Origin of the sequence: Paenarthrobacter sp. R1 (genome assembly GCF_030264015.1) — a bacterium.
Classification (GTDB): domain Bacteria; phylum Actinomycetota; class Actinomycetes; order Actinomycetales; family Micrococcaceae; genus Arthrobacter; species Arthrobacter ureafaciens.
The window spans coordinates 1489883-1505603 of record NZ_CP127115.1; the positions used below are offsets into that span (position 1 = coordinate 1489883).

14 protein-coding genes and 2 pseudogenes are annotated in these 15721 nt (G+C 60.6%); 1 reads left to right on the top strand and 15 read right to left on the bottom strand.

Annotated features, from left to right (window positions below; all coding sequences use genetic code 11):
- Positions 1-123: 123 nt before the first annotated feature.
- The 8 genes and pseudogenes from QN084_RS07210 to QN084_RS24155 all read right to left on the bottom strand — a co-directional run bounded on the left by QN084_RS07210 (position 124) and on the right by QN084_RS24155 (position 6723).
- Complete coding sequence (locus QN084_RS07210; RefSeq protein ID WP_083261907.1) at positions 124-2070, bottom strand: ABC transporter ATP-binding protein/permease; 1947 nt, start codon at positions 2068-2070, stop codon at positions 124-126.
- 135 nt (positions 2071-2205) lie between these two features.
- Positions 2206-3060, bottom strand: a pseudogene (locus QN084_RS07215) (IS3 family transposase); the annotation flags it as partial.
- Between the two features lie 35 nt (positions 3061-3095).
- The gene (locus QN084_RS07220) at positions 3096-3386 is read right to left on the bottom strand and encodes a transposase (RefSeq protein WP_062098648.1); all 291 of its coding nucleotides are present in this window, start codon (positions 3384-3386) and stop codon (positions 3096-3098) included.
- Between the two features lie 30 nt (positions 3387-3416).
- A complete protein-coding gene (locus tag QN084_RS07225) occupies positions 3417-4418 on the bottom strand; it encodes a peptidoglycan-binding domain-containing protein (protein ID WP_352231365.1) in 1002 nt (333 codons plus the stop codon).
- A 103-nt stretch (positions 4419-4521) separates the two neighbouring features.
- Entirely contained in the window at positions 4522-5343 is an 822-nt protein-coding gene (locus QN084_RS07230) for a hypothetical protein (RefSeq protein WP_139126919.1), read from the bottom strand.
- A 188-nt stretch (positions 5344-5531) separates the two neighbouring features.
- Positions 5532-5822 (bottom strand): peptidase inhibitor family I36 protein, encoded by a 291-nt coding sequence (locus tag QN084_RS24025; RefSeq protein WP_069696725.1) that lies wholly within the window; start codon positions 5820-5822, stop codon positions 5532-5534.
- A 145-nt stretch (positions 5823-5967) separates the two neighbouring features.
- A pseudogene (locus tag QN084_RS07235) lies at positions 5968-6363 on the bottom strand (gfo/Idh/MocA family oxidoreductase); the annotation flags it as partial.
- 66 nt (positions 6364-6429) lie between these two features.
- On the bottom strand, positions 6430-6723 hold the full coding sequence (locus tag QN084_RS24155; protein WP_374978451.1) for a DUF6984 family protein: 294 nt from the start codon (positions 6721-6723) through the stop codon (positions 6430-6432).
- Positions 6724-6942: 219 nt separating this feature from the next.
- Here QN084_RS24155 and QN084_RS07245 point away from each other — a divergent pair, with 219 nt between their 5' ends.
- Positions 6943-8103: a trypsin-like peptidase domain-containing protein gene (locus tag QN084_RS07245; protein ID WP_062098006.1), complete on the top strand. Its 1161-nt coding sequence runs from the start codon at positions 6943-6945 to the stop codon at positions 8101-8103.
- A 47-nt stretch (positions 8104-8150) separates the two neighbouring features.
- Here QN084_RS07245 and QN084_RS07250 read toward each other — a convergent pair whose 3' ends face one another.
- From QN084_RS07250 to QN084_RS07280, 7 genes are all read right to left on the bottom strand, one after another.
- Complete coding sequence (locus QN084_RS07250) at positions 8151-9347, bottom strand: Gfo/Idh/MocA family protein (RefSeq protein WP_069696728.1); 1197 nt, start codon at positions 9345-9347, stop codon at positions 8151-8153.
- Positions 9348-9380: 33 nt separating this feature from the next.
- Positions 9381-10127, bottom strand: a complete 747-nt coding sequence (locus tag QN084_RS07255) for a ThuA domain-containing protein (RefSeq protein WP_069696729.1) — start codon at positions 10125-10127, stop codon at positions 9381-9383.
- A 1-nt stretch (position 10128) separates the two neighbouring features.
- On the bottom strand, positions 10129-11232 hold the full coding sequence (locus tag QN084_RS07260; RefSeq protein WP_062098012.1) for a Gfo/Idh/MocA family protein: 1104 nt from the start codon (positions 11230-11232) through the stop codon (positions 10129-10131).
- Positions 11233-11273: 41 nt separating this feature from the next.
- Complete coding sequence (locus tag QN084_RS07265; protein ID WP_069696730.1) at positions 11274-12173, bottom strand: carbohydrate ABC transporter permease; 900 nt, start codon at positions 12171-12173, stop codon at positions 11274-11276.
- Positions 12170-13126 (bottom strand): carbohydrate ABC transporter permease, encoded by a 957-nt coding sequence (locus tag QN084_RS07270; protein ID WP_069696731.1) that lies wholly within the window; start codon positions 13124-13126, stop codon positions 12170-12172. The genes QN084_RS07265 and QN084_RS07270 overlap by 4 nt, the downstream gene beginning before the upstream one ends.
- Positions 13127-13128: 2 nt before the next feature.
- Entirely contained in the window at positions 13129-14451 is a 1323-nt protein-coding gene (locus tag QN084_RS07275; RefSeq protein ID WP_069696732.1) for an ABC transporter substrate-binding protein, read from the bottom strand.
- A gap of 200 nt (positions 14452-14651) precedes the next feature.
- Entirely contained in the window at positions 14652-15647 is a 996-nt protein-coding gene (locus QN084_RS07280) for a LacI family DNA-binding transcriptional regulator (protein WP_069696733.1), read from the bottom strand.
- Between the last annotated feature and the right edge of the window lie 74 nt (positions 15648-15721).

The window sequence follows — 15721 nt, forward strand, 5'->3', positions numbered from 1 at the left end:
GTCTCGTTCGCCTTGGAGCGCAACTTTTCGATGTCTCCACTGGGAGTAGAAGACCAGAAAAGACGGACGTGTTCGCGGTGGTGGCCGGAAGTGGCGGGTTGCTTAGATGATCGTAGGAAAGCGCTAGCTTCGCAAAGCTATTGCTGGATCAGAGTGAGCCGCCACAAGGGCAGGGTACGTCGCTGAAACAGCTCCGGTCAGCGCCCCAACGCCCATACCGATGACGGGCATGAAGGGAGTTATAACGGGCGACCACCCACTGACGGCTGATATGGCAATAACTGCGCCAATGCCTAGCACACTCCCGGCCAGCCCTCCTGCAAAGCCCACAGCGATTCCTTCGAAAATAAACATGCGTGCAATCGACCATTTGCTGGCGCCGAGAGCACGCCGAAGAGCTACTTCTCCGGAGCGGGCTTGAACGGACAAGTACATGGCCGTCGCCGCGGTCAGTGAAGCCAAGACCAGGAGAACCACTGATATGAGGCCCACCATCAGCCCGAGTTCACTGCTAACGCCCGTCTTCAAATTTCTCAGATCGGCTATTGTCTGGACGTTGATTGAGCCAGGGTTATCCGGACTCAAGACCAAGGGAAGAGCGTCGCTCAAGGGCGCTGGATAGCCCGGTTTGGTTCTGGCAACGTATGTAGGTTGCAAGTTCTTGATACTTGAGGCGGCTGTCGGATTCAAAAAGACTTTGTCTTCGGCTGCGGGGTCCCGTTCACTGCTCTCAATGACTGCCAAAACGGGGACCGGGCTTCCTCTAACCCAAATAACGACACCTGGCGCAGCCCTCTCAATCCCTATTACTGCAGCAGCCTTCGCCCCAATCACGGCTGCTGGCATATCCGGGTAGGCCGACAAATTAGCCACCGCCGTAATAGGGGTCAGCCTTGCGTCAAGGATCTCCAGCCTGTTGGCGTCGGCGACCTCTATAGGGCCGTTGAAGAAGGTGGTTGAGGAACTTGAGCGTGAAATTGGAGCGTCCGCGGGAGCGATTAGAGATGTTAGTCCCACGCGCTCAACTCCCTCTAGAGCGTCAACGGCATCATAAGTGGCTTCGCGGTCAGCGATAGTTGGCAGCATGCCAGCCGGGAGCCGACTGTCAGAGAACCGTATTTCGTCCAACGCAGCGAGATCGAGCCTTTCCGCTACTTGGGCAGACGTAGTTTGTGTAAGCCCAGTAGCCGTAACTAGGCCCCCGGCACCAAGGAGGAAGGCCATGAGTAACAAGGCCGTTCTGAAGGGCTTGGCGGAGAGGGAATTGAGACCGTCGCTAAGGGACTCGAACAGGCGTAGCAAGCAGGAGCCGGACCTTGTTGAATCGCTTTCTGCTTCGAGGTGATGGACCAAGGCATCATCTGCGAGCACATCGTCGTCTACGGTTGCGTCACTGAGCACGCCGTCTATTAGAGAAAGACGGCGATCAGCAGCGGCGGCAACCTTCTCGTCGTGGGTAATAACTACTACAGCTACACCGCGACGAGCCATGTCGCGGAGGTCGCTGATTACGATCGAGGTGTTTGCCGAGTCCAAGTTGCCGGTCGGTTCATCCGCTAGCAAGATTCGAGGGTCGGTCGCCATTGCGCGGGCGATTGCCAGCCGCTGGCGTTCGCCACCCGATAGAAAACGACCTTGAACGTGCACCCTGTCGGACAGCCCGAACTGCAGCATCACCTTTGAGATCATAGCGGTACGCTGAGACATAGGTACGCCTTGGATTCGCAACGCGAGCGCGGCGTTCAGCCCTGCAGGCTCATGGGGCAGGACATAGGAATTTTGGAAGACGAATCCGATCGTTTTTGACCGCAAGTCATTTCGTTGATGTTCGGTCAACAACTCAGCCGTATGTCCGGCAACCTCATAACTGCCCTTGGTGGGCCTGTCCAAAAGCCCCAGAACGTTGAGAAGCGTGCTTTTTCCTGATCCGGAAGGCCCTACGATCGCAACAAACTCACCGGCGCGGACTGTGAAGCTGGCTTCTTGCAGCGCTACAGTCAGAACTTCTCCCTCGAAGACGCGCTGTAGACCCGCTGCTTTCATGACAATCATGGGGCCGATGTGTGTCATGGTACTCGGACCCGTTGACCAACGGTCAGCGGGCTACTTGAATCAACAGCAGCCCAACCTGCCGCTTGGGTCGATACTCTGATGTCGATCTGAGGTGTGTCAAGGATGTGAGACAGCCGGGTAGTTTCTTTTCGGTCAGGCAGCAGCGGGCAGGGGCTGGCTGTTGGTTGTGAAGTTGGCCATTGCCGTCGCTGGCGGGAGACCCTTGTTGTTGGTGTGAGGCCTCCAGCGGTTGTAGAACACTTCGATATAGCGCATCGTGGCCCGTCTGGCGTCTTGGCGGGTCTCGAAGCTGTGGTGATGGTAGAACTCGTTTTTCAGCGATGAGAACAGCGATTCGGCTACGGCATTGTCCCAACACACCCCGGTAGCGCCCATCGATTGGCGTATCTTGTTTCCGGCGCACCAGGCGCCCATTTCGCGGGACGTGTACTGCGTGCCGCGATCGCTGTGAAAGATGGCGTTCGGGGTCAGGTGGCCGCGGTCTCTGGCCATCCTCAGGGCCCCGGTAACCAACGAGGCGCGCATGTGGTCCGCCATGGCCCAACCGACGACCATCCTGGTGCACAGGTCAATGACGGTGGCCAGATACAGCCAGCCCTCACCGGTCCGCAAGTAGGTAATATCGCCCACCAAACGGGTGCCCGGGGCATCTGCCGTGAAGTCCCGGCCGATGAGGTCCGCGAAGACCTTGTCCGGATCCGAGGCTATGGTGGTGCGCTTGAAGGCGCGCATCCGCTTTGCCGCCCATCCGTTCTCAGCCATGATCCCCGCCACGGTGCCCACCGACACCTCGATGCCGGCGGCAACAAGTTTGGTATGCACCATGCGGTGACCGAAGATCCCGTCAGAGGAATCGAAGACGGTCCTCACCTGGTCCGTCAGGTCCCGGTGACGGGCCGCGGTCGGTGTCTCCTCAGCGTCCCGCCACCGGTAGTACGAGGCCCGTGGAAGCCCCAACTGCCGGCACATCCATGCCACTGGAAAGTCGGCGTTCTCCTCCTGAACAACGCGGTAGAGATCTTCTACCGCTGTTCTTTGGCGAAGAACGCCGAAACTTTTTTCAGGAAATCATTCTCCCGCTCGAGCTCCCGCAGCCGGGCCTCCATGGCTTTGAATTTCACCGGATCTACCGGGTCATCGGGCTTGCCACCGCTTTCCTGATCAGCCTCACGGGCCAACCGAATCCACCGCTTCAGAGCAGTCAACGAGATCCCGAGATCAGCAGCAACGGCAGGCAACGGACGCCCCGAAGACGCCGCCAAAGCGACGGCATCGGCCTTGAACTCATCGGAATAGGTAGGTCGAGCAGACATGAGCACAATCCTTTCAAACTGTGTCTCACATCAGTAGTACACCTCAATCCTTTGGAATCTTGGGGCTTCTTGAGTCGCAGTTCCAAGTAATTCGATCTCGATGAAGGAACCGACTGCGTCGTGTTGGATTGCGACCAGCGGAACGGCGAGCTTCGGTTCGGGAACTGCTGTGCGTTGAACACTGACGACTTTCTCCGGAGTCAGCCAGACCGATCCTTCTCGTGGCACTGATATGGTGACATCCTTTCCAGGACCTTCCCCGGCGGGTCCCACCTTTTCGGTGAAAGCCCCAACGGACAGGACGTCGCTCTCTATGGACTGGCCACCAATTGAAATGCGAACTTTGTCACCGACAATAAGGGCATCCGCGTCAACAACTGAGGCCCGCGCCACGATCACATTCGGTGCCGTTTGAATCACTACGAGCGGCGTGGTGTCGTTGATCAACGATGCCTGAACAGCGGAACTCGTCACCACGCCTTTATTACCGGGAATCTGCCAAAAGTCCTGCCAGCGAAATCCGGGCTTGTCAGGGGGCTCAAGGCCATCACCCTTGTAGATCTGCTTTACGGCATCACGCGAAACTGAGTCGAACTTCCCTGTTGCGGTGACGGCGTTGAAGCCCATTTCCCGAAGAGCTTTCTGCAGTTGTGCGACATCATCTCCGGCATCGCCGATTTCGAGGTCACGATAAAATGGTACATAGTCCGGTAGTAGGAAAATCGGCCGTCCACCGATGGCGCCGAGGAAGGAACCGGGCGTCACTTCCGTGCCTGCTCCTGGTCCTGGCTTGGTGACGACTGGCCGGCCAGCGGCTGGAGACCCAGCGGCTGGAGACGCCAGCGGGTTCACTGCCGTGGCCTGACCTTGGACAACTACACCCTTTAGCGCCAGTTGCTTGTCCACCACTTTCATAGATACGGGGAATGTGACAGGAACAGATTGCTGGGCATTGTTCAGGGCGGCTTCACTCGGGGCTTTGACCAACGTGCCAGCCCAAAACGCGCCAGCGAGCAGCATGACCACAATCACCAAGAACGTCCAGACCCTTGCGGGGTGCAAGATTCGTCGCAGCGAGTCGACCGGCGGAGCAGCGTCGTGCTTGGTGACTCCGGGGCGGTCCGACACGATGGTCCTATCGTCCGGAGAAAGTAGTGACAACCTCAGTGGCCCCTTTGAGTGTTTCTTCGATTGTTTGACGCTGGGCCAGCAATCCAGCTTCGTTTTCCTTAATCAGGGTCGCTTGGTAGGAGGATTCGATGTCAGCCATCTGCTGAACGAAGTTCATATCCTCCTTGCACTGCACGTCCGAGACTGCGATGCGAATAGCTGTTTCCTTATCACCCATTGCCTCGACTGGGCTCCAAGGATCAGTGCCGTCGAACGATCCGCCGTGCGACTGAAGGCAGGATTTCCATTTTTCAATAAGTTTCACAGTCTGCGGATCCTTCCTTGCGGCGGAATTCGCTTTTCCAGCCAGTTGGATGGTCAGGGCGTTCCGATCGGCGCCATAGTCGCTTGAGGGGATGGCTTCCCTCAGGCACGAATCCCACTGGTGGTTGAACTCAGGTGTCTTGCTTTCCAACTGCGGGGCGCCGAGATCCTGTTCCGGGCGCCCATAAGCAAACTGCTGGGCAGTGTCCATCAGCCAGATGCCGTAGGGACGTTCCGCAGAGGAGATTCTGTCTTTGAAAGTGCCAATGAGGTCAATCGGATAACCATTTTCAGACATGCACTCTTGAATCTTGATGCTTCCAGCTCGTTCGATGATGTTCAACTCGTCCGTAGAAACTGAATATTTGTCAAGTGGATACACAATAGATTCGATATCTGAACGCAATAGGGCCGTGGCTTTTGTCGGCTTGAGGTTTATATCCGATTCCGATGAGCTAATACCACATCCCTGCAGAGAAGCTGTAAAAACGATGGTCAGGGCCAGGAGTTGACGTCGCTGCATGTTTTCTCTTCCAGATTGAAGAAGACTTGGTGCCCGGATTCTCGGACTGCGTGTATCCGAGAGTTCGGGCACCAATGGACGGCAGTGCCTTATCTACATCGACAGGCTCGAGATGATATCCGAGTAGGTGTAGGGCCAGTTGTTCGGCACACCATAATTGGTGAGATACCCGACGTCTTCGCCGGGGGCTAGCTGCAGCCATGTTCCAGACCAGTCGCGTCGGCGTACAGGGTGGAGACCCTGGAGGACCGGCTGTCCACGGAACTCGCTTGATCGTTCATGGCAGCGCCGACGTAACTAACGGACCCGCTGTAGCTAACCTTGTAACCCCAGTAATTCGTGTCATGCCACAAACACATTGTGTACTGGCAGTCGTAGGCCGCCTGTGCAGGGGCGCTGCCGATAGCAACACCCGAGGTAGCCAACAGCAGTGTCGCCGTCGTCGCAACGGCACTGCGAATGCTGGATTTCTTGTTCATTTGGACCCCCCACTTAAACAGTTGGGACTGCTTTGTTGCTGCCCCTAACAGTGTCTTAGTGTTTGCACGCCCCGAAACGTGACGCAGCTCTCGTCTCGGGTAGTGGGGTCTTGAGGTGTTGCGGAGCCCTCATGGGCCTGACTGGTCATTGGTGATGTCTTATCTGGAGCCGCTCGGTTGCCAGCCCGGAAACACCGCCCGGTGAGGCGGCGAAAACGTCAGAATGGTCGCAAAGGAAGTCCCGGATCTGGTGGGTGAAGGTGTGCTCCCAACGAATGATGTGCCCTTGGGGCCACCACCCTTCGAGGTACGGATGTTCAGGTTCGTTCACTAGGATCCGGCGGAAACCTTGCTCGCGCACCGGAAGCGTGGCGTCCAGGAAGCCGAGCTCGTTCAGGTTCTCCAGATCGAAGGTCAAAGAACCCAAAGACCCATAGATTTCAATCTTGAACGACTTCTTCTGTCCGGCAGCAACCCGTGACGCTTCCACCGACGCGCTGAGGCCGCCGGTACGGCCCAAAGTGACCCATGCGGCGTCCTCGGAAATCATGAGGCGAACCTACCACCAAGAACCCCCTCAGATGCCATGCATCACGAGCTCCAGGATTTAGGAGTCATGCTGACGGACGTTTATGTGCTCCGGCCCGGGATACCCGCTCTGCTGCAGCTCAGTGGGATCGAAAACGATCTCAGCTGCGGACTCTGGCATCCGGCCGCGAGGGGAGAAGTCGACTTTCCAGCTGTCGAGTTCGAATATCTCGTTTTCCGTGTCGAGGTTGATCGCAACCAGGACAGGAAAACCATCCTCATCGTTGTACCAACCTTCTGAAAGAGTACGTCCGTAACTCCGGTCTGGCTTTGCGCTTTCGAATAGAAGGCTGCCCATTCCGCCATCGTCCATATCGCTAACGCGCAGGCGCAGGCCGCGGCGAACGCCCGCATATAGAAGACGTGGTAGCAACTCCGATCCAGCAGGTAAGCGGCCCTCCCGGGCAAGTAGTGGACCCGGGCAAAATCGAGTACCTCCGAGGCATGGTTCCTCCGGGAAGTCTCATCTACACTCCACATACGGGCTGGGGTGCACACAATTTCAGAGCATTCGAACATCAGGAAGCCCTCAATGAAAACACCCCGCACCTCCTGGAAAGCACAGAAAAAGCACACCGCTCCGCTGGCCCTCGCCGCCGCACTGTCGATCCCGCTGCTGGCAGCCGCACCGGCCACGGCGGAGGTCAACTCCGACACGATCGACAAATCCATTGTGTGGGTCGATACAGCGTGGTCGGCAACAGTGCAGGTTCCCTTCAAAGACGGAACCACGGAGACTTACAAGACCACGCTGGTCACTCTCTGCACCGGCTGGTTTGTCAGCACGACCGGGCACGTGGCCACGGCCGGGCATTGCGTCGACGCCGATGACGCCCTCTACACCAGCATTTACGCCAAAGTCATTGACGAGCAAGGCCTCACCGGGGTGAAACCCGAAAACGTCGACTGGCCCTTGTCACTGGCGGACCCTCTCATCAAGGTCGACCAGCCCTCGGGCATCGACGGTGGTCTGCTCAGCGGGAAAACGGCCATCACGGCCCAGCTCATCGCCAAGCAAGGCTTCGAGAAAGGCGACAATGCGCTGTTGCGGATTGCCGACATGAAAGATACCCCCGCGCTGGCGCTGGGTGCTGAGGCACCGAAAGTTCGTGAAAAAGTCACGTCCGTCGGATTCCCCGACCTCGTCGGTTCAACCTCGGACGTTGAACGGCAAAAGCCGTCCTACCGATCCGGGGCTGTCAGCTCACGCAGCTACTCAACCCAGGGTGTTCCGCGCACGGAAATCGACACCGACATTACACCCGGCATGTCAGGCGGCCCCTCGGTGAACGAGGACGGGGAAGTCATCGGCATCAACTCCGCCTACGTTGCCCGCGGATCAGGGCAAGCGAACTACATCACCGACACCCAAACCCTCCGCGACTTCCTGACCTCCAACGGCGTCAAACTAGCCGAGGCCACAACCGCGTCCGCGACGCCGGCAGCGGCCGCCGATGCGCCCACCAGCACCACACAAGATGCGCCCGGGATCCCCCTGTGGCTGATCGCCATCGTCGCAGTGCTCGTTCTGGCCGTAGTCGGCATGGCCGTACTGCTGATCATGAACATGCGCAAGCAACGCCAACCCGCAGCCTACGCCCAGGCACCGGCCGGCCCACCAGCAGCCATTCCACCCACACCGTGGATGCAGAACCCAAACCACCCCGACAACGGACCCGGCCGGGCCCCCTGACCAGCACGGCATCCCAGAAGGGACACTGAATGACCCTTTCGGCTCAGTCAGATCGAGAGTGATGGTGATGCGCAGCCAGACGGAACTCCCGTCACCATGCTCCTCCTCGCAGCCGATTCCTCCACCGCAGCCAGCACCCGCTGAACCTGCAGCCCGTCGTCGAACGACGGCGACGGCGCCTCACCATCCCGGATCGCGCAAAGGAAGTCCCGGATCTGGTGGGTGAAGGTGTGCTCCCAGCCAATGATGTGCCCTTGTGGCCACCACGCTTCCAAGTACGGATGCTCCAGTTCGTTCACCAGGATCCGGCGGAAACCTTGCTCGCGAACCGGAAGCGTGGCGTCCAGGAAGCCGAGCTCGTTCAGGTTCTCCAGATCGAAGGTCAAAGAACCCAAAGACCCATAGATTTCAATCTTGAGCGAGTTCTTCTGTCCGGTAGCCACCCGTGACGCTTCCACCGACGCGCTGAGGCCGCCGGCAAGGCCCAAAGTGACCCATGCGGCGTCGTCTACTGTCACCTTCTCCATGCCGTCGGGGCCCGGGCGCTCGGGAACGAAAGTCCTCAGCCGCCCGGTCACCTCGGTCACGGCCTGACCGGTCAGGAACTGGACCTGGTCGATCGCGTGGGAGGCGATATCCCCCAAGGCGCCGGAGCCGGCCGTCTCTTTCCGGAGCCGCCAACTCATGGGGGACTCGACGTCGGACAGCCAGTCCTGCAGGTAAGCGGCACGGACGTGCCGCACAGTTCCAAGACGCCCTTCGGCAATCAACTCCCGGGCCAACGCCAGCGCCGGAACCCGCCGATAGTTGAACCCGACCATCGACTGGACACCCCGGGCCTGGGCTGAAGCTGCTGCGGAAGCCATCAGCTCGGCCTCATCCACAGTGTTGGCCAGCGGCTTCTCCACGAGCACGTGCTTACCCGCTTCCAGCGCGGCGATAGCGATCTCGGCGTGCATCCAACCCGGTGCGCAGATGTCCACGATGTCGATGTCGTCGCGCTCAATCACCGAACGCCAGTCGGTGGCCGACTCCGACCACCCGTACTTACCCGCCGCAAAAGCAACCTGGACCGCGTCCCGGCCAACCAGCACTTTCTGTTCGAAGGCCGGGACCTCAAAGAAACTGGCCACGTTCCGCCACGCATTGGAGTGGGCCTTGCCCATGAAGGCGTACCCGATGGCGGCCACGCCCAAGGGACGGCCAGTCACCAAGGGACGCCCGGCGGGAAGGGAGGTGCTCATGTTGCTGCTCCTTTGAAGTGAGTACGGAAAGGCCTAGGCCTCGAACCAGCCCCGGGCCGGGTTGGAAACGTCGGGTGCCTCGCGGAAGACACCAGGCTGAGCCGCCCAGGAAACACCGTTGGCGATCACTTTCTGGATCTGCGGCTGGTGGTACACCGGGTATTCCTGATCGCCCGGGCTGAAGTAGAAGATGCGTCCCTTGCCCCGCGAGAATGTCACTCCGGAGCGAAACACTTCTCCCCCTTCAAAGGAACTGATGAAAATCAGGTCGTCGGGTTCCGGAATATCGAAGAGCTCCCCGTACATTTCCTGCTGCGGAATCAGGAGAGGGCTTTCAATGCCGGCCGCGATCGGGTGCGAAGGCTTGACTGTCCACACCAGCTCCCGTTCGCCCTCGTTGCGCCACTTCAAAGAGCATGTGGTTCCCAACAAACGCGTGAAGATCTTCGAGAAGTGCCCGGAGTGAAGCACGATCAGGCCCATGCCACCGAGCACATGGCGTTGCACTCGTTCAACTACCTCGTCAGCAACCTGGTCGTGGGCAATGTGCCCCCACCACAGCAGCACGTCGGTCTGCTCCAGCACCTCTTCGGAGAGTCCGTGTTCGGGATCGGCGAGGGTTGCCGTTGAGATTTCCGAGTCGGGGTAGAAGCCGCGGAGTCCCGCCGCGATGGCGCCGTGGATTCCTTCCGGATACATTTCGCCGATGGTGGCGGGCTCGTTGCGCGCCTCGTGGACGCCTTCATTCCAGACAACTACCTTCAGTTTCTTGTCGTACATATCAGAGGCTCACTTCGCGTTGTTCCAGGGCGGACTTGTAGCAGGCATCGAGCACCAGCGCACGGCTGAGGGCGAGGGAGCCGTCGTGGCTTCCCCACACCGTCTCGCCGCCACGCACGGCAGCAACAAAATCTTCGACGACGGCCTGGTGGGCTCGCCCGGGTTCGGCCACCACTTCGAAGTCGGCGTTCTCGCCATCCTTCTCGGTGAAGATGTGCACATCTGCGACGGGGTTCTCGGAGGCGCCCACCGAGCGCAAGTCCGCTCCGCCGTCGGTCCCGTAAACCGTGAAGTCCATCAGGTCCCGTTCGTCGCGGTACGCGGCCCAACCCGCTTCAAGAATCAGCGTGCCGCCGCCTTCGAGGCGGATGAACGCGGAGGCGAAGTCCTCCACCTCGAACTTGTGGCTGGAGTTCGACGCCGTATACCGCGCGTTGCCGCCGAGGCCACGTGGACCTAGCTCCGAATGCGTCGAGGCGGAAACCGCCAGGACCTTCGGCTCGCCCAACAGGTGCAGCGCGTAGTCCAGCACGTGCACGCCGATGTCAGCCAGCGGTCCGCCTCCGGCGAGCGCCGGGTTGGTGAACCAACTGCCGAGCATGGGAATGCCTTGGCGGCGAAGCCACGACGCTTTGGCGTAGTACGGGCGGCCCAGCGTCCCGTCGTCGATCACTTGCTTGAGCGCCTGGATGTCGCCGCGGCGGCGGTGGTTGAACGCAACGTCCAGGACACGTCCCGCCTTGCGGGCGGCGTCCACCATCGCTTGACCTTCGACGGCGTTGCGCGCGATTGGCTTCTCGCTCAGCACATGCAGTCCCCGCTCGAGCGAAGCGATGGCGATCGGCGCGTGCAGGAAGGTGGGCACGGCGATGCTGACGGCGTCGAGGTCTTCGAGCTCGATCATGTCCTCCCACCGGGTGAGGGCATGGGGGATGTTGTATTCGTCCTTCAGCTGGGCGAGGAGGTCGGCTTCCATCCCGGCGACGGCCACGATTTCGACGCCCTCAATGTTGTTGTACGCCTTGAGGTGCTGCTGGCCGGCCCAACCGATGCCCACAACTCCCACTTTGAGGGTTGCGGATGGGGCCTGCTGCTGAATGCTCACGTTGTTCCTGTTCTTTCTGGGGTTCTTTGTGCGGTTTGGGGTTAGCCTTTGACGGCGCCGGCCGTCATGCCTGAGACGATGCGCTTCTGGCACAGCAGTACGAGGATCACGAGCGGGACGGTGATGATCACCGACGCGGCGCTGATGGTGCCGAGCGGCTGGTCGAACTCGCTGGTGCCGCTGAAGAACGCGATCGCCACAGGGACCGGGCGGGATTCCGGCGACGTTGTCAGCGTGACGGCGAGGAGAAATTCGTTCCAGACCGAGATGAAGACCAGGATCGCGGTGGTTGCCAGGCCGGGGACAGCGAGCGGCAGGATGACCTTGCGGAACGCGACAAACGGCGTGGCACCATCCATGTACGCGGATTCCTCCAGCTCGCGCGGGATCTCCTTGAAGAACGATGTCAGCGTGTAGATCGCCAGCGGCAACGCGAACGTCAGCTTCGGGATGATGAGGCCCAGGAGAGTGTCGTACAAGCCGACTTCGCGCCAGATGGAGAACATGGGAGCCGCGATCGCGATGGCCGGGAACGTGGTCACCGAGAGGATGAGCGTCAGGATCATTCCCTTACGGCGCATCTTGAGCCGCGCCAGCGCATACGCGGCGAAGGACGCGAACACCAGCGCCACCGTTGTAGTGACGACGGCGATGATCACCGAGTTGCGCAAGGCCAGGAGGAACTCGGGGTTCTGGAAGACCACCAGGTAGTTCTCCAGGGTCGGCTGGCTCGGGAAGAGCTCGCCTTGGGACAGGCTCGCACCCTTCTTTAGGGACGTGTTGACCAGCCAGTAGAACGGGATGAGCGAGAAGCCCATGACCGCCACCACGAACACCCACACCAAAGGATGGAGTTTCGCTTCACCCCTGAGCCGACGCTTCGGTGCCTTGCGCCCGGTGGCGGGTGCCGCCGTCGTGCGTTCGGCTGTCAGCGTGCTCATTGCTCCTCCTTAGCGACGTCGCGAATGTTGCCGCCGCCGAAGCGGATGTAGATGACCGAGACCACCATGACGGTGAGGAAGGTCAGGATGGACAGCGCCGAGCCTTCGCCCACCAGCCGGTTTTCGCGGAGTTCGCCGTAGGCGAGCATGGACATGGACTCGGTGCCGTTGGCGCCGCGGGTGAGGACGAACGGCAGGTCGAAGACGCGGAGGGCGTCCATGGTGCGGAAGATCGCGGCGAGGACGATTGCCGGACGCAACAGCGGCAAGGTGATGTGGACGAAGGTCTGCCACTTGCTGGCACCGTCGAGTTCCGCGGCCTCGTACGTTTCGGCGGAGATGACCTGCAGGCCGGCCAGGATGATGAGCGCCGCGAACGGTGTGGTCTTCCATACGTCGGCCATGACGATCACGGCCATTGCGTAGCCGTGCTCGCCCAGCCAGACGACGTCGCCGCCCGGCAGTCCCAAGGAGGAGAGGACGTTGGTGACCAGGCCGAGGTCGGGCTGGAACATCGTCTGCCACGTGATGGCGCTGACTACGGTGACGATCGCGTACGGCAGGAGGACCACCGTGCGCAGAAGGGCGCGGCCCTTGAACGCCAGGTTGAGCAGTAGCGCCACGGCCGTCCCGAGGATCAGCTCCAAGGTGACCGAGAAGGCTGCGAAGGTGAAGGTCTGCCCAAACGCGGCCCACCACTCTTGGCTGGTCAGGGCGGCGACGTAGTTATCCAGGCCGACGAACCGTGAGAGGCCCGCGGTGCGAACGCTGTACTGGTTCAGCGAGAGCCAGATTGCGTAGCCGATCGGGACCGCCGCCACGAGGGCCATCAGGATAAGCGACGGTGCGGTCATCCGGAAGGCGAGGCGGCGTTCGGCACGGTCGCGGGCGTTTGTTCTTGGTGCGCTTGGGGCGCTTGGCGGGCTTTCCGGTTGGAGGGTCTTGGTGGCCATGACTAGAAGCTCGCCTTGGCGGTGGTGATTTCGTCGGCCATCTTCTTCACGGCGTCCTCGGTGGAGGCGGTGCCGGAGAGTACGGCGTAGACGTTCTTGTAGATGGCCTGCGAGATCTGCGGGTAGACCGGAGAGATCGGGCGCGGCTTGGCACCCTTCACCGAGGCGAGGAGTTCCGTGGCAAACGGCATCTTCTGCAGGACCGCCGGGTCAGAGTAGGCAGCCTCGTTGACCGGGGCCTGCGAGTAGTCCATGGCCACGTGCTTCTGCCAGTCCGGGGTGGTGGCGAAGTCGATGAACGCGACAGCCCCGGACTGGTTGGTGGAGTGGGCCGAGATCGCCAGGTTCCAGCCGCCGAGCACACCGGAGGCCTTGCCGCCTTCCCATGCCGGCAGCGGCGCGACGCCGAAGCTGGACGCCAGCGGTGTCGCGTTCAGCAACCGGTACACGTGCGGCCAGTTGCGCTGGTATCCGAAGTCGCCGGACTCGTAGGCGAGGCGGGCCGGGTCTTCGTTGTAGGTGAGGACGGCACGGTCGGCTGAGCCGTTCTTAAGGCCGTCGCTCATGAAGTTGAGGACGTCGCGGGTTTCCTGGGAGTCGATCTTGACGTCGCCCTGGTCGTTGAGGACTTCGCCGCCCGCGCTGTAAAGCATTTCGAGGAAGTTCACCGTGAGGCCTTCGTACTGCTTGCCCTGGTAGACGTAGCCGTTGCCCGGGGCCTTGGCGGCTTCCGCGTAGAGCTGCTGCCAGGACTCGGGCTTGGCAACCTTGTCCTTCTGGTAGTAGATCAACCCGGCGTTGGTGAAGAACGGCGAGGCCCAGTACTTGTCCTGGTACTTGGTGGTTTCGACAGTGGAGGGAATGAGACGGTCCTTGTTGGCCTCTACCAGCTTGGTCTGGTCCAGCAGCCAGCCCTGGGAGGCGAACTCTGAAGTCCAGATGACGTCAGTGAGGAAGAGGTCGCACTCGGTGGATTTACCTTCGAGCCGCTGCACAATCTGCGTGCGGGCCTCATCCGTGGTGGCGCCGATCTCGGTGTACTTGGCCGTGACCTTGCCGTTCGCCTTGGTGAACGCCTCCGCTGTGCCCTTGTAGATACCGCTCGCATCCTTGACGCCGCAGATGTTGACGGCGCCGCTGGCATTAGCGCCCGACGCCGGATCGGCAGCTGCCGCTTGTTCCGCACCTTGGGGTGCTGCTCCCCCGCCGCACGCGCTGAGGAGGAGGGCTGCGGCTATTGCGGTCGCTGCCATTGCTTTTCGGTTTCGAGGTGTTGCGGCGTTGTTCTGGCTCTGGAGCGGGAAAGCAGGTCGGTTCAAGTCCACAAGTGGCTCCTTTGGTGGCTGTGGGTGGGTGGCGTTCAGTGCGCGTTTTGACTGTCCCGCGTGCTGAGGGTGGCTTCTTTGCCGGTGGTTCTTATTGATCCGTGGAATCGATTCCAAATATTTCCAAAAGAATCGGCCTTGCGGCCGTGGAATCGATTCCAAAGTAGTGTGACAGTGGTTGCTCGGGGCTGTCAACCCTTTTATTTCGTGGAGTCCCGGATGACGAGTTCGTGTGGAAGGAAGGTTCTTCCCTTGCGATGTGAGCCCTCGACGGTCATCCGCTCCAGGAGTTCAGCGAAGGCGACTCGGCCCATTTCGTAGGCGGGTTGGCGGACCGTGGTTAGCTCTGGGACGCACATTTCTGCTTGGGCCGAGTCGTCGAAACCGGCTACGGCAATGTCGTCCGGAACCTTTAGGCCAGCGTCGGTGAGCTCACGGACGCAGCCGGCGGCGACTACGTCGGTTCCGCAGAAGACTGCGTCCGGAAGCTCTTTTGCTTCCAGGAGCTTCTTCGTGAGATTTCGGCCGGCATGGAACCCGAAGTTTCCTTCGCCGAGCAGGATCTGACCTTCTTCCAAGCCTGCTTCCTGGAGTGCTTGGCGGAAGCCTTCCTCGCGCAGCCGGCCAGAGCGGGCTCCCCTATGGGCGAGCATGGCCAGCTTCTTGGCGCCGGTGTCGATCAGGTGTTTGGTGATGTCGTAGGCTGCCTGGCGGTCATCGATGGACACCCCGAATGCCGCCTCGGCGTCGACGATTTCACACACCTGGACAACGCTCATTTGCTCCGCGACAGTGTTCACGTCGTCGTCCGGCATTGTTGGCGAGAAGATCACCAAGCCGTCCACGGAGCCATTCCTCAGCATGTCCACTAGCTGCTGCTCGCGATCGAGGTCTCCATCGGTTGCTGCGATGAGGCTGACGTAGCCGGAGTCCGCGGCGGCATCGCCTACTCCGCGGAAGACTTCGCTGATCACGAGGGAGTCGAGGTTCTTGGCTAGGGCGAGGACGCGCATGGTTCGGTCTCTTCTTAGGTCTCGCGCCGAGGCTAGAGGGCGGTAGCTGAGCTCCTTAATGGCGGCGTTGACCTTTTCCTTGGCCGCCTCGCTAACAGCCGGGCTCCCGTTCAAGACGCGCGACACCGTCCCCACGGATACACCCGCAGTCCTGGCGACGTCTTGAACTGTCGGCCGAGCCATTCGATTGTCCTTTCGCGGGCAGTGACGATGGTCCTTGCCGCCACGCCACTGCCGTGCCCGCGGCATTCCTCAGC